Here is a 20,210-nt window from a genome sequence, read left to right on the forward strand (position 1 = left end):
CACGCCTGGCCCAATTGTGTGCCCTGGCTAACACGCCCATGATAAGTTTCTTACGGTTAACTCTCAAGCAGTTAGAAGGGAATCTCATGGCAAAGGGATCAAAAAAGGAAGGTGGCGGCATCGGCGAGCTGCTTGCATATGCCGGTGAACGTAAATTCCTAACGTATTTGGGCATGGCCCTCTCGGCGCTCTCGCAGCTGCTGGGCTTTGGCCCGTACGTGTGCATCTGGCTTGTAGCGCGAGATCTTATCGCCGTGGCGCCCAACTGGAGCGAGGCTACCGACATCGCGATGTATGGTTGGTGGGCTGTGGGTTTTGCCCTGGCGAGCATCGTGGTCTATTTCGTGGGACTCATGTGCACGCACCTGTCCGCGTTTCGCTGCGCGTCCAATATCCGCAAGGCTACGAGCGAGCATCTGCTTAAGCTGCCGCTCGGCTACTTTGACACGCACGCCACCGGTGAGCTGCGCCGTATCGTAGACGGCTGCGCCGCCTCCACTGAGGCGCTGCTCGCGCACATGCTGCCCGATATCGCCGGCGCCACCGCCATGGTCGTGGGCCTGCTCGTGCTGCTTTTCGCCCTCGATTGGCGTTTGGGCGCGGCATGCTTAATCTCGGTCATCGTTTCGTTTTGCGCCATGGCCACCATGATGAGCGGCAAAGGCGCCGAGTTCATGAAGGCCTACATGGGCGCGCTGGTCAAGATGAACAAGACCGGCACTGAATACGTACGCGGCATCCCCGTGGTCAAGGTGTTTCAGCAGACGGTCTACTCCTTTAAGGCGTTCCACGATGCGATCGCCGAATACGCCGACATGGCGCAAAACTATGCGGGCACGTTTTGCCGAGGTCCGCAGGTGCTCAACCTTACCGCGCTCAACGGTCTTGTGGCATTTCTTTTGCCCGTGGCGTTGCTGCTGGCACCGGGCGAGACGGACTTTGCGCGCTTTATGGTCAACTTTACGTTTTACGCGATCTTTTCGGCCGTGGTGCCGACGGCCATGACCAAGCTCATGTTTGTGGGCGAGGCGTCTCAGATGAGTGCCGATTCGCTGGCGCGCATCCGAAGCGTTATGGATTCCAAGCAGCTCTCCGTGCCCGCCCTGCCCAAGCACCCTGCTGGCTGCGATGTGCGCTTTGAGGACGTGAGCTTTACCTACGAGGGTGCCGAAGCGCCTGCTGTCGATCATGTGAGCTTTAGCGTTCCCGCAGGCAGCACCCTTGCGTTGGTTGGTCCCTCGGGCGGCGGTAAGTCAACCTGCGCAAGCCTGATCCCGCGTTTTTGGGATGTTTCCTCGGGTCGCGTGCTTGTGGGCGGCGTAGACGTTCGCGACATGGATCCGCACGAGCTCATGGACCAGGTCGCCTTCGTGTTCCAGACCAACCAGCTGTTCCGGCAAACACTTGCCGATAACGTGCGTGCCTCCAAGCCCACGGCCACTGACGACGAAGTGCGTGCGGCCCTCTCCGCAGCTCAGTGCGACGACATTGTGGCCAAGCTCCCGCAGGGTATTAACACCATGCTCGGTGCTGGAGGGGCATATCTTTCGGGCGGCGAGGTGCAGCGCGTAGCACTCGCCCGCGCGATCCTTAAAGACGCGCCTATCGTGGTGCTCGATGAGGCCACGGCGTTTGCCGACCCCGAGAACGAGGCGCTCATCCAGCGCGCCTTTAGCAAGCTGGCGGCGGGTCGCACGGTCATTATGATTGCGCACCGACTCTCGACTGTAGTGGGGGCCGACAAGATCGTGGTGCTCAACCAAGGTAGCGTGCAGGAGGCCGGCACCCATGCCGAGCTGCTGTCCCAAAAGGGTCTATACGCCAAGATGTGGGCTGAATACGAACAGGCCGCGAGCTGGAAAATCACTGCAGCGACCGCGGATGCCGCCGTCACGAAGGGAGGCGAGGCCTAAATGTTCGCCTCATTCCAAAAGAAGTATTTCCTATCCGATAAAGGCGTCGCCGGCGTAAAACGCGGCATTTTCTGGACCACGCTCACCAATCTTGTGACCATGGCCGGCATGGGCTTTTTGTTCCTGGTCATGGCCGGTTTTGTCGAACATCTCGCCAGCGGGGCTGACCTGCCGGATGCCCTGCCGATTGTGGGCGGCCTCCTGGTCTTTTTCGTGTTGCTCTTTGCCTCTAACTGGCAGCAGTATTACTACACCTACTGCATCTTTTACGAGGAGTGCGGCAAGCAGCGTATGGAGATCGCCGAGCGCTTGCGCAAGCTGCCGCTGTCGTTTTTTGGCCGTCGTGATCTGGCCGATTTAACCGAGACCATCATGGGCGACGTCCAGGCCATGGAGCACGCCTACAGCCACGTGCTGGGAGAGCTTTGGGGTGCCATCATCGCAAGTGCCATCGTGTTCGTGGCGTCACTGTTCTTTTGCTGGCAGCTGGCGATTGCGGCGTTTTGGAGCGTGCCCGTGGCCTTTGCCGTGCTGTATCTGACACGCGGCCCCATGACCCCGGTGTTCGACCATGTGCGTGCCGAGAAGGTCAAGGTTACCGAGGCGATCCAGGAGACGCTCGACTGCGTGCGCGAGATCCGCGCCACCAACCAGGAGGCTCATTATCTTGAGGGGCTCAACGTCGTGATCGATGCCGAGGAGCGCGAGACCACCAAGGGCGAGCTCGCCAATGGGCTTTTGGTCAACTCCGCCTTTGCCATCCTGCGCCTGGGGATTGCCACCACGTTGGTCACGGGCGCTGCGATGGTCGCCTCCGGCCAGGTCGACTTTTTGGTGATGTTTGCCTTCCTGCTTATGGTGAGCCGCATCTATGCGCCCTTTGATCAGGCGCTGATGCTGATGTCCGAGCTGTTTGCCGCCGAGTCGTCGGCCAAGCGCATGCGTTCCATCATGGAAGAGCCCGTGGCGCGGGGCAGCGAGAAATTTGAGCCCGTGGGCCACGATGTGGTGTTCGATCACGTGGCATTTGGCTATGGTGCGGGCGAGGACGGCCGCGCCGGCGAGAAAGTTCTTACCGACGTGAGCTTTACCGCCAAGGAAGGCGAAGTTACGGCACTGGTCGGTCCTTCGGGTTCCGGCAAGTCTACGGTGAGCCGCCTGGCTGCGCGCTTTTGGGACGCCACCGAAGGCACGGTCACCGTGGGTGGCGTGGATGTTGCGAGCGTGGATCCCGAGGTGCTGCTGCGCGACTACGCCATTGTGTTCCAAGACGTGCTGCTCTTTGACGACACGGTGATGGGAAACATCCGCCTCGGGCGTCGTGGCGCCACCGATGAGCAAGTGCTTGCGGCTGCGCGTGCCGCCAACTGCGACGAGTTTGTGAGCCGCATGCCGCAGGGCTACAACACCATGATCGGCGAGAACGGCTCCAAGCTGTCCGGCGGTGAGCGCCAGCGCATCTCTATCGCCCGCGCGCTGCTCAAAGACGCGCCGATCGTGTTGCTGGACGAGGCGACGGCGAGTTTGGATGTGGAGAACGAGACCGTGGTTCAGCAGGCGCTCTCCCGTCTGCTTGCAGGTAAGACGGTTATCGTTATTGCCCACCGTATGCGTACGGTGGAAAATGCCGACAAAATCGTTGTACTCAAGGATGGTGTGGTTGCCGAGCAGGGCACTCCGGCGCAGCTCAAGGCGGCAGGTGGAGAATTCGCCCGCATGGTGGCGCTGCAAAAGGAAGCAGCTACCTGGCAGTTGTAAGAAGGGGCAAAGGGACAGTCCCTTTCTCACATTGACAATCGGTTACTCCGCATCGTTAATTTTCAAAAGGTTAGCCATGGCTGACCTAGATAGTTAGATAAAATTGAGATATTTCAAAAGCGTGCTCGAGCAAACTTGTTTACTCGGGTGCTGAAGCACCATGCCGCGTCCAATGCGGCAAAAGGGAGAAGCAACATGAAGAAGTCGACGTTTAACACCCTGCTTGTCGGTGGCGGTTTTCTGCTTGGTACGGCCGGCATCAAGCTGCTCACCAGCGCTCCGGTAAAGAATGCCTGCGTGCAGGGCATCGCGTGCGGCATGCGCGTCAAGAACTGCTACCAGGACATGGTCGAGCAGGCCAAGGCTAATGTCGACGACATGGTTGCCGAGGCGGCATACATCACCCAGAGCGAGGCCGCTGCTGACGAGGCAGCCGAGTAACGCCCCCAGGCACAAACTATGAGATTCTCGATTATTAGCGAGATCCCCGGCAGGACCCGTCTTCAATTGGCGGGTCCTGTGCCAGAGAGCGATCTCGATGCACTTCTTAAGCTCAGCGGCGATATCGACGGCGTGCGCAAGGTGCGCGTGTATGGCCGCATTGGCCAGATGGCGCTGGAATACGACGAGCCGCGCCGCGCGAGCGTGCTCGACGCCTTGGGTGCGCTCGATGCCCAGGCCATTGCCGACGCAAAGACGGGTTACGTGATGCAGCTTGAGCCACGCAAGCACAAGCTTGTCATGGATCTGGCGACACTTATCGGCGCCCACTACGCGCGCCGCTGGTTCTTGCCGACGCCTCTGCGTGCGGTGTTTGTCGTGGCCGGTTACATGGCATTTTTGCGCGCTGCCCTTCATGAGCTGGCTCAGCCGCGCCTGACCGTTCCCGTGCTCGACGCTTCGGCCATCGGCATTTCGTTCGTCAAGCGTGATGCCGACACCGCGGGTCAGACGATGTTCCTGCTCAACGTGGGCGAGCTGCTTGAGGACTACACCCGCGCCATGAGCGAAAACGAGCTCATCAACTCGCTGCTCGATGTGCCCGACAAGGCGCAAAAGGTCGTCGGCGACACTGAGGTAAGCGTTGCCGCGACCGAGCTTGAGCCCGGCGATCTGGTCGCCGTGCGCACCGGCATGTCTATCTGCATCGACGGCGTGGTCGAGCGGGGGAGCGCTATGGTCAACCAGGCGACCCTGACCGGCGAGCCGCTGGCCGTCGAGCGCAGCGCGGGCGACGACGTGTTCGCCGGCACCGTCGTGGAAGACGGCAGCATCTTGGTGCGCGTGCGCGCCAACACGGCGCAGACCAAGCTGCGCTCGATTGTCTCGCTCGTGCAGACGGCCGACTCGCTCAAGTCCGAGGGTCAGTCGCATATGGAGGACCTTGCCAACAAGATCGTCCCGTGGAACTTCCTGCTCGCGGGCCTGGTTGCGCTTACCACCCGCAGCCTCATCAAGACCTCGGCGGCACTGATGGTCGACTATTCGTGCGCACTCAAGCTCACGGGTTCCGTTGCCGTCATGACCGCCATGAGCGATGCTGCCAAGATGGGGGTGATGGTGAAGGGCGCCAAGTACTTTGAGTCGTTTGCCAAGGCCGATACCATTGTCTTTGACAAGACCGGTACGCTGACCGAGGCCCAGCCGCGCCTAGCTTGCGTGCTCACGACCGACGACTGGAGCGAGGATGAGGTCCTGCGCCTTTCCGCTTGCTTGGAGGAGCATTTCCCGCATCCGGTGGCGCGTGCCGTGGTCAACGCCGCCCGCGAGCGCGGGCTCGAGCACCGCGAGCGCCATGCTGCCGTCGAGTACATCGTGGCACACGGCATCGCTTCGTCCATCGAAGGACGTCGCGCGATTATCGGCTCGGCACACTTTGTGTTTGAGGATGAGGGCGCGCAGCTCGAGTCCGACATAAAGGAGCGCATCGAGTCCCAGATGCAGGGCCTGTCGCCGCTGTATCTGGCGGTCGACGGCACCGTTGTGGGCGTGCTCGGTATCGAGGACCCGCTTAAGCCCGGGGTCCGCGAGGCCATCGCCGACTTGCACGCGTTGGGCGTTAAGCACGTGGTCATGCTCACGGGCGACTCGGAGCGCACGGCCGAGCGCATTGCTCGCGAGGCAGGTGTCGACGAGTTTAAGGCCGAGCTGCTGCCCGAGGACAAGTACGCGTATGTGGAGCGCATTAAGTGCGAGGGGCGCCACGTTGCCATGGTGGGCGACGGCGTCAACGACTCACCGGCGCTGGGTCTGGCCGATGTGGGTCTGGCCATGGGCGGTGGAAGCGACATCGCCAAGGAGGTCGCCGATATCATCCTGACCGATACGGATCTGGCCGCAATCGTGCGCCTGCGCCGCATGAGTCAGGGGCTTATCGACCGTCTGTCGAGTTCGTATTCCAAGGTGATGCTCACCAACTCGGCGCTGTTGGCATTGGGTATTACCGGCGCGATTACCCCGCAGGCATCGTCACTGCTGCACAACGGCTCGACGATCGCCTACAGCCTGAGCAACGCGAAGGCTTACCTGCATTAGCGTTTTCGATTGAGTATATGGCCTGCATTCGGGCGGCACCGCAGCCGCCAGAGTGCAGGCCTTCTTTTGTTTGACGAGAGGCTAGCACGGATATATGCTTGTGCTAGCAATGCTAGTAAATGCTGAAGGTGAGGTTGAAATGGCTACCGTTGGCAGCATGGCGCAGGTGAACGTTCGCGTAGATCGCCAGGTCAAGAACCGTGCCGAGGAAGCGCTGCAGCTTTCGGGCAGGTCACTGCCCGAGCTCATCAAAAAGGTCGTGGCCAAGGTCGCACAGGGTGGCGGGCAGTGCGAGGAAGTGCTTGCGGCCGTCGACGACCGGCAGCAGACCGTCGCGCCCGATACGCCGTTCGCCGCGTCGTGGGCAGCGGCAGACCGGCTTTATGCAGATTTGGGCATCGCTACGTCGTCCGTGTTCGACGATCGCGATTGGGACGCAATCTATTCCGAAGCCATGGACGAGCGCTATCGCCAAAAGGGGATGATCCTGTGAGCGGGTCTCCCCTCAAAATAATGGTGGACGCCAACGTATGGGTTGATTCGTTTTGCGTCGACCATGCCGAGTCGCTTGCCGCGCGTGCGTTTATTGGGCAGGCGGCGGAGACGGGGGCATTGCTGTTCTTTCCGGTGCATATCGCCAAGGACGTGCTGTACGTTGTCCAACATGAGCTGAAGCGTAGCGTTCTTGCCAGCGGGGGAGCGCTCGACGAGGCTTCTGCCCGCGCGATTGGCGATGCGGCACTGGCATTTGTTCGGAACATGACCGAAAACGCCACAGCCGTGGGCGCTGATGCATCCGATCTGTGGCTAGCCGACAAATATCTGACGCTCCATCGCGATTACGAGGACAACTTGGTACTCGCCGCATGCAAACGCGCCCAGGTTGATTACTTGGTAACTAACGATCGCAAGCTGCTCGAACATGCCGATCTTGCAGCAAAGACACCTCGTCAAATGATGCCGATTCTGGCTTTGGTCGAACGCGGCGGCGCGGCTATCGGTTGACGCGAACTGTTTGCGGGCCTCTTGGACGACGATGCGCCAAGGGGCCCGCGTCTGCTATTTACAAAAGCTCGGCCTTGATGGCGGGACTTTCTGCGAGCTTTTCGGCGGCCTTTTCGTCGGAGCTGTCGAGTGCTGCCAGACTGCGGTAGACCCACTCATTGACCTGGGTGTTCTTGACGCCTGCGGTCTGCATAAGGGCGCCTACCTCGCGGATTGCTGCGAACAGATCGGCTTTGGGACCCGCGAGCTCGACCTCGATGCCGTGGTAGGCGGCCACGCCGCGGTTCTCACTCACGTGGTCGATAAAGCCCTCGACGGTCTCAAGCTGCTGGGCGAGAGCTGCATCATCGTCAGCGTCCAGCGCAACAAGGGCGTTCGAAACCGTGAGGGCTGGATGTCCGCAGGGGACAAAGCCTTCGATGACATCCATAGCTTCGGTAATGGTTGAGCCCAGGCCTGCGAGGGCATCGACGAGTTGCTGCTTGGTATCCATAACGGTCCTTTCGACGGGTCAATTTTGCTTGGCGAAAATATACGTGACGCGATCGGTAGCAAAAGTGCGAAGTGCGGCGCACGTTGGGGTCTTCACAGCTCGTGCATAGAACAGCTGCCTGCTTTCAGAACGTGGTAAGATAACTCATCACAAGCGGGGCTCGCCCCGTATGTTCCTTGAAAAGTCGACGGTTATCGGGTGTTTGTAGGCCCGATACCATCCAGACTTTCCCGACATTCGGGGGCGACTGGTTTCGACACGATAGCTCTGAGAGAGGAAGCAAGCCGAGGTCTCCTCGCCTCGTTAAACAGGGGTACCGTCAAATTGAATTGACAACAACTCTTCTTTTGAGCCTATGGCTCTCGCTGCTTAATTTATAGCGGCGCGTCAACCCGGTGATTTCCCCGTCACCGGCGCGACGTCATTTTAGGGGAATGCTCCCGCGCACGTAATCGGTATGGCGCGGGCTAAGACCGAACCGGTTGGGATGCCGCGAGCGTGTCGCTGCGCGCAAAGCGTCCGAGACTAAACCAGCGACTGAGCTTGGAGATGCCAATCAGGGGGCTTTCGTGGACCGGAGTTCGATTCTCCGCGCCTCCACCATAAGCAACAGGCAGGTAGATACTCATATCTACCTGCCTTTTTATTTCTGGTCCGCACCGCGGAGAATCGAACTCTGTGCAGGGCGCGAGCGTAAAGAAAACGCCTCAGTGACGCAGAGTGGGACGTGCTTTCCCAATGGCGGCCCAGGCGGAAAGTTCATCCCGGAATCCGCGCTCAGAACGGGACGCGCTTTCCCAGCGGCGGTCCAAGCGGAAAGCGCATCCCGGAATCTCGCCTCAAACTGGGACACACTTTCCGCTTCACTTGCCGCCTCAAAAAACCTGCGCTCTCGCCATCCCAAAACTGGGTAGAAGAAAGCCAAAACGCAATCGCAGGAGGTCGATATGACTGCAGAAGATAAGGCAAAGAACGCCGGAAAGGTCGCGCTCGTCCTGGAGGGCGGTAGTTTTCGCGGGCAGTTTACCGCGGGCGTGCTCGACGTTCTCATGGAGGCCGGCGTCGAGATTCCGGCTGTCTACGGTGTATCGGCCGGCACCCTCAACGGCGTGAACTATAAGTCGCACCAGATCGGCCGTGCCAACCGCATCAACCTGGCTTTCTGCAATGACAACCGCTTCATGGGCGCCGCATCGTTTGCATCCACGGGCTCTATCGTCGGCTACGACTTTATCTTCAACGATGTCCAGGACCGCCTGGATCCCTTTGACAACGAGACGTTCGACGCGAGCCCCATCGAGATGTACGCCGTCGCGACGGACATGCTCTTTGGAACCGCCACGTACCTGCCGGTCAAAAGCGCTGTGCTCGATCTCGACGCCGTGCGCGCCTCGACTTCGTTGCCGCTGGTGACGCCGCCGGTCGAGATAGACGGGCACAAATACGTCGACGGCGGCGTAGCCGATTCGGTCCCCATCGAGCATGTGCTCGAGGAGGCGGGCTTCGACCGTGCGGTCGTCATCGTCACGCAGGACCGCTCGTACGAGAAAAAGCCCTACGAGTTTTTGCCGGCCGCGCGCGCCCGCTATGCCGACTACCCCTATCTGCTCGAGGCTATCGAGACGCGCCACGACCGTTACAACATCCAGCGCATGCACCTGTGGAAGTATGAGCGCGAGGGTCGTGCGTTGGTCGTCGCTCCGCAAAAGCCGGTCGAGGTCGGCCATGTCGAGCACGATTCGGCAAAGCTTTTGGACTTGTATATCCAGGGACGTCAGGAGGCAAAGCGCCTGCTCGCGGAAATCCAAGAGTTCGTTGAGCGCTAGCGACGGCGAACCCTCAAAAAATGACAACAGCTAAAGAGCTGGAAAATCACGGCTCGTGGATGACATGTGCAGAAACTCTGGTCGGAGCCAAAATACCTGTTGACTCGTACGGCGAGCGGGGTAATATGGACGGGTTACTTGCAGAGCCCCGTGAATCTCTGTAACAACACGTACTGTACATGGAGGAGTCTAAGTGATTTCGAAATCGACTCACTACGCCAAGCAGGGCGAGGTCCAGCGCAACTGGGTTCTCGTCGACGCCGATGGTGCTGTCCTGGGCCGTCTTGCCACCCAGATCGCAATGATCCTGCGCGGTAAGAACAAGCCCCAGTTCACGCCCAACAGCGACTGCGGCGACTTCGTTGTCGTCATCAACGCCGATAAGGTCCAGCTTACCGGTAACAAGGCCGACACGAAGACCTATTATCGCCACAGCGGCTACAACGGCGGCCTCAAGGCTGAGAGCTTCCGCCAGGCTATGGAGAAGCACCCGGAGAAGGTCATCGAGCGCGCCGTTCGCGGTATGCTGCCCAAGACCACCCTCGGCCGTGCCCAGATGACCAAGCTTAAGGTCTACGCTGGTGCCGAGCATCCGCACGCTGCCCAGAACCCCACGAAGATTGAGCTGGAGGCTTAAAGATGGCTGAGAACACCGTTGTCTACCAGGGTACCGGCCGTCGTAAGAACGCCGTCGCCCGCGTCCGTCTCGTCCCCGGCACCGGCAAGGTGACCATCAACAAGCGTGACGCCGAGCAGTATTTCGGCCGTCATCAGCTCGTTGAGAACGCCCTTGCTCCCTTCAAGGTGACCGACACCGCCGGTCAGTTCGACGTTATCGCTCTGTGCGATGGCGGCGGCATCTCCGGTCAGTCCGGCGCTCTGCGCCTGGGCATCGCTCGCGCTCTTCTGAACGCTGGCGACTACCGTGCTGACCTCAAGAAGGCCGGTTTCCTTACGCGCGATGCTCGCGTGGTCGAGCGCAAGAAGTACGGCCTCAAGAAGGCCCGCCGCGCTCCCCAGTTCTCCAAGCGCTAAGGTTTTATCTCCTTTCGAGATACAATGTACAAGCGGGGCCTGCCGATTCCTCGGCGGGTCCCGCTTTTCTTTTTCGACTAGGGCGGGCGGTTGCATATCGCCTGCTAGGGAAGGAGCGATCCTATGCCCCAGAACATCTTCGGTACCGACGGCGTTCGTGGCGTCGCCAATGCCGGCCTCTCGTGCGACCTCGCGTTTCGCCTGGGCCGCGCGGCGACCAAGTTTCTTGGTCCGGATATCTGCATCGGCCGCGACACGCGTCTTTCGGGCACCATGCTCGAGAGCGCTCTGACCGCCGGCATTATGGCCGAGGGCGGCCGCCCGCATTGCTGCGGCGTCATCCCCACGCCGGCCGTGGCCCTGCTCACCGTTCAAAACGAGCTCGACGGCGGCATCGTCATCTCTGCTTCGCATAATCCGCCGGAGTTCAACGGCATCAAGTTCTTTAGCCGCAAGGGCATGAAGCTTCCCGATGCTGTCGAGGAAGAGATCAGCGCCTGGGTCATGTCCGAGGAAGCCATGGCTGCCGACACGCTGCCGACCGGTGCCGGCGTGGGCCACATCATCAAGATGAAGGATGCCCGCAAGGCATATGTCGATCATGCCATCGATACGCTCGATGGCCTGAGGCTCGACGGCCTGGTCGTTGCCGTCGACTGCGGCCACGGTGCTTCTTGCCAGACCACGCCCGCCGCGCTGCAGCGCCTGGGTGCTACGGTCCATGCCATCAACACCGATTATTGCGGCACCGACATTAACGTTGAGTGCGGTTCTACGCATCTCGAGCCCTTGCGCGAGCTCGTGCTGCGCACCCATGCTGACATCGGTCTGGCCCACGACGGCGACGCCGACCGCGTACTGTTCGTGGACAGCGAGGGCAATGAGATCGACGGTGACTACATCCTGGCTATCTGCGGTTCTGACCTTGCCGCTCGCGGCAAGCTCGCCAACTCCGAGATCGTCTCGACCGTCATGTGCAACCTGGGCTTCTCCATCGCTATGAAGGAGCAGGGCTTCGAGATGGTTCAGACCGCCGTGGGCGACCGCTACGTTCTGGAGCGCATGCTCGCGGACGGCGCCGTCATCGGCGGCGAACAGTCCGGCCACATCATCTTCCTGGAGCACAACACCACCGGTGACGGCCTGGTGACGGCTCTGCAGCTGCTGGCCGTGCTCAAGCGCACCGGTCGTACCCTCACCGATCTTGCCGGCATCATGAAGAAGTACCCGCAGGTACTCGTCAACGTGCATTCCGACAACAAGGCCGGCCTGGACGATTGCCAGCCCATTTGGGACGCCGTCGCTGCCGCCGAGAAGGAGCTCAACGGTCGCGGCCGCATCTTGGTGCGCCCGAGCGGTACCGAGCCGCTGGTTCGCGTTATGGCCGAGGCGGAGACGCACGAGCTGACCCAGCGCGTCGTCGACGACATCGTCGAGGTTGTCAAGCGCGAACTTCCCTAATGGTCAAAAACCGGTGCCAAGTGGTAAACTAGTAAAACTATTTTGATTGATTGGTGTGTCCGAGGGGGAGCATGTTCACTAAAGTCCTAAGGTCTTTTGGTATGCGTGGTCGAGTCCTTACGCTGGATGCTCCCATCTCGGGCGACGTCATTCCGCTCTCCGAGGTAAACGACCAGACGTTTGCCACCGGCCTTTTGGGCCAGGGCGTGGCGATTCAGCCCACCGGAACGCGTGTGATTGCACCGGCTGATGCCAAGGTCGAGGCCATTTTTCCCACGGGGCACGCCGTTGCGCTTAACACGGTCGATGGCCTGGACGTGCTCATCCACGTTGGTTTGGACACTGTTCAGCTCGAGGGCAAGCACTTTACCGTACATGCGCAAGTGGGTGACATCGTCCATAAGGGCGATGTACTCATTGAGTTTGATCGCGAGGCAATTGCTGCCGAGGGCTACGATGTGACGGTTCCCATCTTGGTGTGTAACTCCGTTGAGTTCTCGAGCATCAAGGGCTCCGCTGGCGTGCATGTCGAAGAGATGGACCAGCTCATCGTTGCTCGCGAGCGCTAGCAAGTGCACGTGGCCATTAGCCTACAATTCAAACACGTTTACGGAGGGCGCCCTTGAAAGAGGACGCCCTCCGTGGCAAGATGAGATTTGTCCGAAGCTAAACAGCTTTGGGTCACCGTGGACGGGCAGGGGCCTCGACGCGGCTAGACACGAGACACATACATTACGCGACCTCGCCCTGGTGGCCGCACACGTTGGTTGCGGCCGACGCGGGCCGCGGGCAAGTGCTTGTAAGGGAGCCTTGCCTCTCTTGTACGAGAAAGGACGCGTAATGAAGATCATTAAAGCTAAAGACTACGAGGATATGAGCCGCAAGGCCGCCAATATCATCTCGGCCCAGGTTATCCTCAAGCCCGACTGTGTACTGGGCCTTGCCACCGGCTCCACCCCGATCGGTGCCTACAAGCAGCTCGCTGCTTGGTACGAGAAGGGCGACGTCGACTTTGCCGAGGTCAGCACCTACAACCTGGACGAGTATCGCGGCCTTTCGCACGACGATCCCCAGAGCTATCACTACTTCATGCGTGAGAACTTCTTCGATCACATCAACATCGACCTGAACAACACGCATGTGCCCGACGGTTCCAACCCCGACGCCGCCGCTGCCTGCTCTGAGTACGACAAGATTGTCGCCGACGCCGGTTATCCGGATCTGCAGCTGCTCGGCATTGGCAACAACGGCCACATTGGCTTCAACGAGCCCGATGACCACTTCTCCAAGGGCACGCACTGCGTCGACCTCACCGAGAGCACCATTCAGGCCAACAGCCGCCTGTTCGACAGCATCGACGATGTTCCCCGTCAGGCCTACACCATGGGTACCCAGACCATCATGTATGCCCGCATGATCCTGGTCGTCGCCAACGGCGAGGCCAAGGCTCAGGCCGTGCATGACATGTGCTATGGTCCGGTTACGCCCGAGTGCCCGGCTTCGATCCTGCAGCTGCACACCAACTGCGTTGTCGTTGCCGACGAGGCCGCCCTTTCGCTCTGCGAGTAGCGCGAATCCTGCAGCTCGACATAGCCTTGTCTAAGGCCTCCGCTTTGCGGGGGCCTTTTTGCTATCCCTTTTTGCCCACTTGACCAAAATCTTGCCGCAAGCTTGACGAACGCCAGATGTCCAACAGCTTGATTCATTCCATACCAGATTCTATGCAAAAATGCCACTAGAAGGTCGTAGACGGTAGCGGGTGCTAGGCGAGTTGAATGACATGGCTGAACCTTGTTCATCTGCGTTACACTGCCGCTTAGATGGGACAAGCTGACAAGCTCATTTACCTGCTTAAAGACCGATTAGTCGGGGGATTAATAACAATCGGCCCTCGCTGTACAAAAACTTGCCGCTTGCGTACCAAAAGACAACCTAAAACACAAGGTCGCTCTATTCATAGCGCGGCTTGTATGGTCTTGCGGCTACAGTGTCCATACGGTCGAGTTGAGGAGCGGGCATGGTAAATGATTTGAGCGGTATAGACGACCTCGAGCTGATGCCGCTGGGCGGAGGCTATATGGTGCGACGCGAACGCTTGATGAATGAGCTTATCGCCAAGGGCCGAAAGGCCGGCATCGTGGTTCTTTATGCGCCCGACGGGTTTGGGAAGACCTCGGTGCTGCTGCAGTACACCCATGAGGTTAAATGCGACCCGACGCGAGGCCCCGTGCGGATTATCGAGGCCGATCGTGCCATTGGGCGCGAGGTGTTTATGCAGCTCGAGGTGGTTACCGAAGAACTCAAAGACAAACCGCACTCCCTTATCGCGATTGATAATGTGCCAAACCTCGATCAGCACGATACCGAAGACCTCATCGACAGGATTCGCGGCCTGCGCGCTATGGGGGTAGGGGTCTTTATCTCCTGCCGTCCTTCAAATCGTCAGCTGATTCATGGGCTGGGCGATTCGGTTAAGATCAATGCGCAGATGCTCAAGGTGCATGCCTATGAGTATTCGGCGTGGGCATCGGCGTTTTCGATCAGCACATCGCTCGACTTTTATCAGCTCACGCAGGGCGTGCCCGAGCTCGTTTCGGCATTGCAGACAGGTCTGTATGGCCAAGGCGACGTAGCCGGCCTGCTCGAAAACGAGATTGTCAACGTGTATGGCGCGGCACTTGCCGATCTGGCTTCACTCGACAATAATGCGCTGTTTTGCGTGGCATGTCTCATGGTTTTGATGGGCGAGGGCAATATCGCAGAACTCGAGGCCTGTGGGGTGAGGCTGTCGATGGTCGACCAGTCCTACTTTGTACGCGACTACCCGATCTTTGGCTTGGATCCCGCCGAGCGGAGTTTTACGTGTCTGGGCACGGAGGATAACGGACGCTTGCGCTTGCGTAAGTTGGTGGCCGAGGTTCGCCCCGAACTTGTTCCGAGGGCGGCCCGGATTTTGCTTAAGGCGGGCCGATGCGATGCGGCGATGGGCCTGGCGGACGCCTTTCTGGACCGTGAAGCGGTCCTTGAACTTGCTGGGCAGTATGGGGTCGATCTGGCTCTGACGGGGCACGGGGCCGATATCTGCCGAGCGGCGCTGGGCACGATCGATGCCGACGATCCGGCTCCAGAGCCAACGCCTGCCGAAGCGCTTGGCGTATATCTGGCAGCGGTCAGCGTGTCCAATACAAAGCTCGCTCGCTATATGGCATCGGTCATCGAATGCGGGGGCGAACGGGCGGCCTGCGAAATAGACCCTGTTTCATGGAGGGTGGCCCAGACACTGACGGCTGTTTGCTATGGGGACAACGGGCTTGGGCTTCCTACGAACCTGGCCGTGCCAGAAATCGAGGCATCTCACACCGCACTCGATATGTTGTCTGCGCATATCGAGGTCAAGCGCTGCCTGACCGAACGGGGAGATGACAGCGGCGTTCTACAGCAGCTCAAAACGAGCAAGGCCTATGACTGCGAGCTCGACATCGCGGGGATTGTTATACGGGCCGATAGCATGCTGGTGGAGCTCTTTGATGGGTCGTTTGCGGGAACCGACGAGCGCGACGACGAGATGACGGTGGTGCGGGAGGCGCTCGACGTACGTGGACTTAAGGCGATGGCTATCTGGGTGCGCATGGTGTTGGCGGCACGGCGGCTCCTTTCCGGCTTGCCGGTAACCGACGATGCGGCGTTCAACGAGCTCGATCGTTTTGCCGTGCGCATGCGCGACAACCAGATTCAGCTGTTTGGGCTGTTGCTAGAAGGCTGGCAGTCGCTGGCAGAGGGACGGCCGGTTAATGCAAAGTTCCGTGCGGTCCAAGTGCTCAAACTTGCCGAGGAGTCGATTGCGTACATGCGCGATAACGCATTGCTGCTGGAGCGCGCGGCATATCTGCGTAACACCTCGATGGTTTCGGTGCGCGAGGAAGCGGAGTTGCTCGATATAAGCCAGACGCAGGTTGGTGGAGCGGAGGCCTGGATGGTGGCGCTGCATTTGGCCTGTGCGGGCCGAGACAGCGATCTTGCGGCCTGGATGTCCATGAATCGTGCGGGGATTCTAGAGCCATCGTATCGGCTCTTTGCGCGCCTTGCCATGCATTGTCTGGGCGAGCCGGCGGGCAGGATACGCAAGAAGCTTCCCGTACGCGAGCTGTCGCGGTACTCGCTGCGCGACGATTTGGAAGGAGAGGGCGAGCGCCTGTTCCAGGCCGGCGAGGTTGAAGCCGTTGATACCATCGACCATATCGAGATTCGCATGTTTGGTGCGTTTCGTGCCGAGCGCGATGGGTTTCCCATCACGGACAAAATGTGGCGCCGCAAGAAGGCGGCGACGCTTGCCGAGCGGCTTGCGCTGGGCATGGATGCGCTCGTCGATCGTGAGACGCTGGCCATGGAGCTGTGGCCCCATGCCGAGTTTAATAGCGCCCGCAACAACCTGTACTCGACGATATCGCGCTTGCGGTCGGCTTTGGGACCGACGCCGGATGGCAAGTCGTGCGTGCTCATCCAAAATGAATGCATTGGGCTCAACGGCGACTACGTCAAGACCGATGTACGGCTGTTTGACCAGATAAGCCGCGAGGTTTTGGGAAATCGCACGGGTGCGCGCGGGCCCCATTTAGTTGAGCTGTGCCTTAAGATTGAGCAGCTTTATGCCGGACCGCTGTATGTTCCCAATGGCTGTAATCCCACCTACTTTTTGCGCATGCGGCGCATTATGCAGTCAAAGTACATCGATTGCATGATTAAGGGAGCAAATGCCGCTCTAGAAGAAAACGATCTGCAGTCGGCGATTTGGCTGGCGGAGTCGGGGCTTCGACAGGAAACGGCGCGTGAGGATATGGTGCGCTGCGCCATGCGCGTCTACAGTGCGGCGGGGCGGCGGCGCGATATCGTCGAGCTGTACAGCGGGCATATGCACCACCTGAGGGAGCAGGTCAATGGCGTGCCCGAGCCCGAGACGCGGCGTCTATACGAGCGCTTGGTGGAGGGGCGGCTCAATCGCGTGCTGGTCGAGCGATAAAAAACGGGCGCCCGAAGTACTTGGGCACCCGTAAGCTTGCTATGTGTTGGATCGCCGGATCATTGGCTCTTAGACGAGCTTGATCTTCTCGATGTCCTTGCGCGAGGACTCGCGATACAGTGAGAACTTGCGGCCGATGACCTGGACGACCTCGGCGTGGCAACGCTCGGCGAGCTCCTCGGCGGCCTCGCGGGCGGAAAGGCTGGAGCCATCGAGCACGGAGCACTTAACGAGCTCGTGCTTCTCCAGGTAGGCGACCGTCTGCTCGACGGTGCCCTCGTTGACATCGGACTTACCGATGATGATGGCGGGGTTGAGGTGATGGGCCATGCTGCGAAGCTGCTTGACCTGTGCTCCTGTCAGTGCCATGGGTTCTCGCTTTCTATGTATGGGGCGCCCCGCGACGGGGCCTTAATTTACGTGAGCTGTCCCACGATAGCGCAGGAACGGTGCGGTGTGGAGCGCGTTTGCCCAGTTCAAAAAGAATGCGGATGCCGAGTGAGTGGGCAGTGCGGGCTGCGAACAGGCTATGAGCGGGGTGCAGAGACCGGCTCCCATGCAATAAACGCCCAACGGACCTTGCGGACGTGGTCGAGCATATAGCGTCCCTGCGGCACACCCTTGGAGCCCGGCTCACCGGCATGGGGGTTCTCAATCATGTGCTGGGCGATGTGGTCGCGCAGACGGTCGACCTTATCCTCGTTGCCATGCTCGAGCATACGGGAAAAATCTGCTACGCCCGCTTCAAGGTTATCGAAGGTATCGCGACGAGGCGATTCAAAGTGCGTAACCTGCGGCAGGGCACCCATCTGAATGAGGATATTAAAAGCATACACAAAGCCATTACTGCAGGTAACCGAGGCACCGATGGCGTTCATCAGGTGCAGGTCATAGCGCGGGCTGGAGTTGGCGACCATCGTGACAGCACAACGCCGACGAGCCGTGCGGTCGAGCTTGGCAAGCGCATCTTTTAGATTGGTCGTCGTAACCGACCGACTGGCAAAGGCAACATCCACCGCTTTCGCGACCGGTCCAACCAAATCCCAATCATCATCCCAAGCAAGCTCAAGCGGCGTAATAAGATCTTCGAGCCCGTAATACTCAATGCCGGCATCAAGCGTGCCCAACATGGCAGGAGAGAAGTCGGCAGCAATCACGGAATGCCCAGCCTGAGCAAGCGGAATAGCAATCGACCCAGCCCCACACCCCATATCCAGCACGGACTCGCCGGGCTCAATCGCCAACAACTTTATAAAATCCCGGGCATAAGGAGCAGTCTCAAGCGGCCGAAAATGCCGAGCCCGTTTATCCCACTCAAAAGAATCATCAGCCCGATGCCGACCAGCTTGCAGGCGCATCCATTCGCCATTCCAATCCGCAGAAAGAAGCTCAGAGCGAGCATCCCCTTCAACCACGGGCTAACCTCCTAGCAACAAAAAAGCGACTCCTCCCAAAAGAAGAGCCGCAACCAGCATATATCAGAAAAAGAACCGTTCCAACGCCAAATCGCCCTCACAACCAAGGCGGGCAGGAGCGAAGCGACTGCCATACGGGATAGAACCCAACTGAGGTTCCGTTGTGCGGGAGCCCCGGGGAGGGCAAATATATAAGGTCGATCGCGAGTTCCGCACGAGCCGGAGAGCACTTAATGTGCTCTCCGTGCGAGTCAGGACTGTCCGAGCAGGCGACCTTATATATTTGCCCTCCCCGGGGCTCCTCGCCAGTCCCCCTCAGCTAGTTCTTCAGCGAGTTCAGCGGTGCCGGGAAGCGTCCGCCGCGGTGGGCAAGCACGGTGCCGGCGTTGGGGTTCACCGGCATGATGGGCGCACGGCCAAACAGGCCGCCATACTCGACGCAGTCGCCCACGCCCTTGCCGATGGCGGGGATCACGCGGACGGCCGTGGTCTTGTTGTTGATGACGCCGATGGCCATCTCGTCGGCGATGATGCCGGCGATGGTCTCGACCGGGGTGTCGCCGGGGATGGCGATCATGTCCAGGCCAACGGAGCACACGCAGGTCATGGCCTCGAGCTTCTCGAGCGAAAGCGCGCCGGCCTCGACGGCGGCGATCATGCCGGCGTCCTCGGACACGGGGATAAAGGCGCCCGAGAGACCGCCCACGCTGGAGCTGGCCATGACGCCGCCCTTCTTGACGGCATCGTTGAGCATGGCGAGCGCGCAGGTCGTGCCCGGGCCACCGCAGGTGCCCACGCCGATGATCTCGAGGATGCGCGCGACGGAGTCGCCGATGGCAGGCGTGGGAGCCAGCGAGAGGTCGACAATGCCCTTCTCGACACCCAGGCGATGGGCGGCCTCGCGGCTCATGAGCTCGCCGGCGCGGGTGATCTTAAAGGCGGTCTGCTTAATCTTCTCGGCGACTTCCATCATCGATGCGGAGTCGGGCAGCGTCTCCAGGGCTGCGGCCATAACGCCGGGGCCCGAGACGCCTACGTTGATGACGGCGTCGGCCTCGCCACCGCCGTGGACGGCGCCCGCCATAAACGGGGAGTCCTCGACCATGTTGGCAAAGCAGACAAACTTGGAAGCGCCGACGGAATCCTGGTCGGCCGTGAGCTTGGCGGCATCGATGATGGTCTGGGCGGCCATGAGCACAGCGTCCATGTTGATGCCGGCACGCAGGCTGGCGACGTTGACGCTGGAGCAGACGCGGCTGGTGGTGGCGAGCGCCTGGGGGATGGACTGGATGACGCGGCGGTCGGCGTCGCCGATGCCCTTCTGGACGAGCGCGGAGAAGCCGCCCAGGTAATCGATGCCGAGCGTCTCGGCCGCGCGGTCGAGGGCGTGCGCGATGGGGGTGAGGTCCTCATCCTTGCAGCACGCGGCGATCTGCGCCACCGGGGTGACGGAAACGCGCTTGTTGACGATGGGGATACCGTACTCGCGCTCGAGGTTCTCGGCGGTCTCGACCAGATGCTCAGCCGTGTGCGTCACGTGGTCGTAGATCTTCGTGCACATGCGGTCGAGGTTCTCGTCACCGCAACCCATGAGCGAAACACCCATGGTGATGGTCCTGATGTCGAGGTTCTGCTCCTCAACCATGCCGCGGGTTTCCGCGATTTCTGCGGGTGTGATCGCCATCCTTGCGCTCCTATCTGCCAAAACGAGCATAATCTTTTCTATTCTAACGTGCCGCACGTGCCAAGTGG

Annotated in this window: 17 protein-coding genes and 1 other RNA gene; 14 read left to right on the forward strand and 4 right to left on the reverse strand. The window is 60.1% G+C overall.

Annotation, left to right across the window (positions count from 1 at the left end; genetic code table 11):
- The first annotated feature begins 86 nt into the window (after positions 1 to 86).
- The 6 genes from AAAX31_RS00305 to AAAX31_RS00330 all read left to right on the forward strand — a co-directional run bounded on the left by AAAX31_RS00305 (position 87) and on the right by AAAX31_RS00330 (position 7,211).
- A complete protein-coding gene (locus tag AAAX31_RS00305; protein WP_349075748.1) occupies positions 87 to 1,913 on the forward strand; it encodes an ABC transporter ATP-binding protein in 1,827 nt (608 codons plus the stop codon).
- A complete protein-coding gene (locus AAAX31_RS00310) occupies positions 1,914 to 3,671 on the forward strand; it encodes an ABC transporter ATP-binding protein (RefSeq protein WP_349075750.1) in 1,758 nt (585 codons plus the stop codon). It abuts the gene before it with no gap.
- Between the two features lie 195 nt (positions 3,672 to 3,866).
- The gene (locus AAAX31_RS00315) at positions 3,867 to 4,112 is read left to right on the forward strand and encodes a DUF6110 family protein (protein ID WP_022094642.1); all 246 of its coding nucleotides are present in this window, start codon (positions 3,867 to 3,869) and stop codon (positions 4,110 to 4,112) included.
- 78 nt (positions 4,113 to 4,190) lie between these two features.
- Positions 4,191 to 6,206 (forward strand): heavy metal translocating P-type ATPase, encoded by a 2,016-nt coding sequence (locus tag AAAX31_RS00320; protein WP_338324427.1) that lies wholly within the window; start codon positions 4,191 to 4,193, stop codon positions 6,204 to 6,206.
- 139 nt (positions 6,207 to 6,345) lie between these two features.
- Entirely contained in the window at positions 6,346 to 6,699 is a 354-nt protein-coding gene (locus AAAX31_RS00325; RefSeq protein ID WP_161116012.1) for a hypothetical protein, read from the forward strand.
- Positions 6,696 to 7,211 carry a PIN domain-containing protein gene (locus tag AAAX31_RS00330; protein ID WP_161116011.1) on the forward strand — a complete coding sequence of 172 codons (516 nt, stop codon included), beginning with the start codon at positions 6,696 to 6,698 and terminating at the stop codon, positions 7,209 to 7,211. The genes AAAX31_RS00325 and AAAX31_RS00330 overlap by 4 nt, the downstream gene beginning before the upstream one ends.
- 58 nt (positions 7,212 to 7,269) lie before the next feature.
- Here AAAX31_RS00330 and AAAX31_RS00335 read toward each other — a convergent pair whose 3' ends face one another.
- Positions 7,270 to 7,704 carry a hypothetical protein gene (locus AAAX31_RS00335; protein ID WP_195520648.1) on the reverse strand — a complete coding sequence of 145 codons (435 nt, stop codon included), beginning with the start codon at positions 7,702 to 7,704 and terminating at the stop codon, positions 7,270 to 7,272.
- 239 nt (positions 7,705 to 7,943) lie between these two features.
- Here AAAX31_RS00335 and ssrA point away from each other — a divergent pair.
- The 8 genes from ssrA to AAAX31_RS00375 all read left to right on the forward strand — a co-directional run bounded on the left by ssrA (position 7,944) and on the right by AAAX31_RS00375 (position 17,043).
- Positions 7,944 to 8,307, forward strand: a transfer-messenger RNA (tmRNA) gene (gene ssrA / locus AAAX31_RS00340).
- Positions 8,308 to 8,651: 344 nt separating this feature from the next.
- On the forward strand, positions 8,652 to 9,530 hold the full coding sequence (locus AAAX31_RS00345; RefSeq protein WP_349075754.1) for a patatin family protein: 879 nt from the start codon (positions 8,652 to 8,654) through the stop codon (positions 9,528 to 9,530).
- 193 nt (positions 9,531 to 9,723) lie between these two features.
- Entirely contained in the window at positions 9,724 to 10,167 is a 444-nt protein-coding gene (gene rplM, locus AAAX31_RS00350) for a 50S ribosomal protein L13 (RefSeq protein ID WP_022094635.1), read from the forward strand.
- Positions 10,168 to 10,169: 2 nt separating this feature from the next.
- Positions 10,170 to 10,565, forward strand: a complete 396-nt coding sequence (rpsI, locus tag AAAX31_RS00355; RefSeq protein ID WP_022094634.1) for a 30S ribosomal protein S9 — start codon at positions 10,170 to 10,172, stop codon at positions 10,563 to 10,565.
- 123 nt (positions 10,566 to 10,688) lie between these two features.
- On the forward strand, positions 10,689 to 12,026 hold the full coding sequence (gene glmM / locus AAAX31_RS00360; RefSeq protein ID WP_349075756.1) for a phosphoglucosamine mutase: 1,338 nt from the start codon (positions 10,689 to 10,691) through the stop codon (positions 12,024 to 12,026).
- 71 nt (positions 12,027 to 12,097) lie between these two features.
- The gene (locus AAAX31_RS00365) at positions 12,098 to 12,595 is read left to right on the forward strand and encodes a PTS glucose transporter subunit IIA (RefSeq protein ID WP_349075758.1); all 498 of its coding nucleotides are present in this window, start codon (positions 12,098 to 12,100) and stop codon (positions 12,593 to 12,595) included.
- A 271-nt stretch (positions 12,596 to 12,866) separates the two neighbouring features.
- Positions 12,867 to 13,595 carry a glucosamine-6-phosphate deaminase gene (gene nagB / locus AAAX31_RS00370; protein WP_055287061.1) on the forward strand — a complete coding sequence of 243 codons (729 nt, stop codon included), beginning with the start codon at positions 12,867 to 12,869 and terminating at the stop codon, positions 13,593 to 13,595.
- A 448-nt stretch (positions 13,596 to 14,043) separates the two neighbouring features.
- On the forward strand, positions 14,044 to 17,043 hold the full coding sequence (locus AAAX31_RS00375; RefSeq protein WP_117770032.1) for a BTAD domain-containing putative transcriptional regulator: 3,000 nt from the start codon (positions 14,044 to 14,046) through the stop codon (positions 17,041 to 17,043).
- Positions 17,044 to 17,112: 69 nt separating this feature from the next.
- Here AAAX31_RS00375 and AAAX31_RS00380 read toward each other — a convergent pair whose 3' ends face one another.
- From AAAX31_RS00380 to AAAX31_RS00390, 3 genes are all read right to left on the reverse strand, one after another.
- Positions 17,113 to 17,412: a YhbY family RNA-binding protein gene (locus AAAX31_RS00380; RefSeq protein WP_006234690.1), complete on the reverse strand. Its 300-nt coding sequence runs from the start codon at positions 17,410 to 17,412 to the stop codon at positions 17,113 to 17,115.
- Positions 17,413 to 17,570: 158 nt separating this feature from the next.
- Positions 17,571 to 18,401 carry a methyltransferase domain-containing protein gene (locus AAAX31_RS00385; RefSeq protein ID WP_349075896.1) on the reverse strand — a complete coding sequence of 277 codons (831 nt, stop codon included), beginning with the start codon at positions 18,399 to 18,401 and terminating at the stop codon, positions 17,571 to 17,573.
- Between the two features lie 376 nt (positions 18,402 to 18,777).
- Positions 18,778 to 20,142 (reverse strand): PFL family protein, encoded by a 1,365-nt coding sequence (locus AAAX31_RS00390; protein ID WP_035136908.1) that lies wholly within the window; start codon positions 20,140 to 20,142, stop codon positions 18,778 to 18,780.
- Between the last annotated feature and the right edge of the window lie 68 nt (positions 20,143 to 20,210).

Origin of the sequence: Collinsella sp. CLA-ER-H5 (genome assembly GCF_040092375.1) — a bacterium.
Lineage (GTDB): Bacteria > Actinomycetota > Coriobacteriia > Coriobacteriales > Coriobacteriaceae > Collinsella.

Excerpts from the sequence above, each read along its gene's own strand:
- AAAX31_RS00345 (WP_349075754.1), top strand. The coding sequence starts at position 8,652 with ATGACTGCAGAAGATAAGGCAAAGAACGCCGGAAAGGTCGCGCTCGTC.
- AAAX31_RS00325 (WP_161116012.1), top strand. The coding sequence starts at position 6,346 with ATGGCTACCGTTGGCAGCATGGCGCAGGTGAACGTTCGCGTAGATCGC.
- AAAX31_RS00375 (WP_117770032.1), top strand. The coding sequence starts at position 14,044 with ATGGTAAATGATTTGAGCGGTATAGACGACCTCGAGCTGATGCCGCTG.
- AAAX31_RS00335 (WP_195520648.1), bottom strand. The coding sequence starts at position 7,704 with ATGGATACCAAGCAGCAACTCGTCGATGCCCTCGCAGGCCTGGGCTCA.
- glmM (WP_349075756.1), top strand. The coding sequence starts at position 10,689 with ATGCCCCAGAACATCTTCGGTACCGACGGCGTTCGTGGCGTCGCCAAT.
- nagB (WP_055287061.1), top strand. The coding sequence starts at position 12,867 with ATGAAGATCATTAAAGCTAAAGACTACGAGGATATGAGCCGCAAGGCC.
- AAAX31_RS00305 (WP_349075748.1), top strand. The coding sequence starts at position 87 with ATGGCAAAGGGATCAAAAAAGGAAGGTGGCGGCATCGGCGAGCTGCTT.
- AAAX31_RS00385 (WP_349075896.1), bottom strand. The coding sequence starts at position 18,401 with ATGCGCCTGCAAGCTGGTCGGCATCGGGCTGATGATTCTTTTGAGTGG.
- AAAX31_RS00380 (WP_006234690.1), bottom strand. The coding sequence starts at position 17,412 with ATGGCACTGACAGGAGCACAGGTCAAGCAGCTTCGCAGCATGGCCCAT.
- AAAX31_RS00315 (WP_022094642.1), top strand. The coding sequence starts at position 3,867 with ATGAAGAAGTCGACGTTTAACACCCTGCTTGTCGGTGGCGGTTTTCTG.
- AAAX31_RS00390 (WP_035136908.1), bottom strand. The coding sequence starts at position 20,142 with ATGGCGATCACACCCGCAGAAATCGCGGAAACCCGCGGCATGGTTGAG.
- AAAX31_RS00310 (WP_349075750.1), top strand. The coding sequence starts at position 1,914 with ATGTTCGCCTCATTCCAAAAGAAGTATTTCCTATCCGATAAAGGCGTC.
- rpsI (WP_022094634.1), top strand. The coding sequence starts at position 10,170 with ATGGCTGAGAACACCGTTGTCTACCAGGGTACCGGCCGTCGTAAGAAC.
- AAAX31_RS00365 (WP_349075758.1), top strand. The coding sequence starts at position 12,098 with ATGTTCACTAAAGTCCTAAGGTCTTTTGGTATGCGTGGTCGAGTCCTT.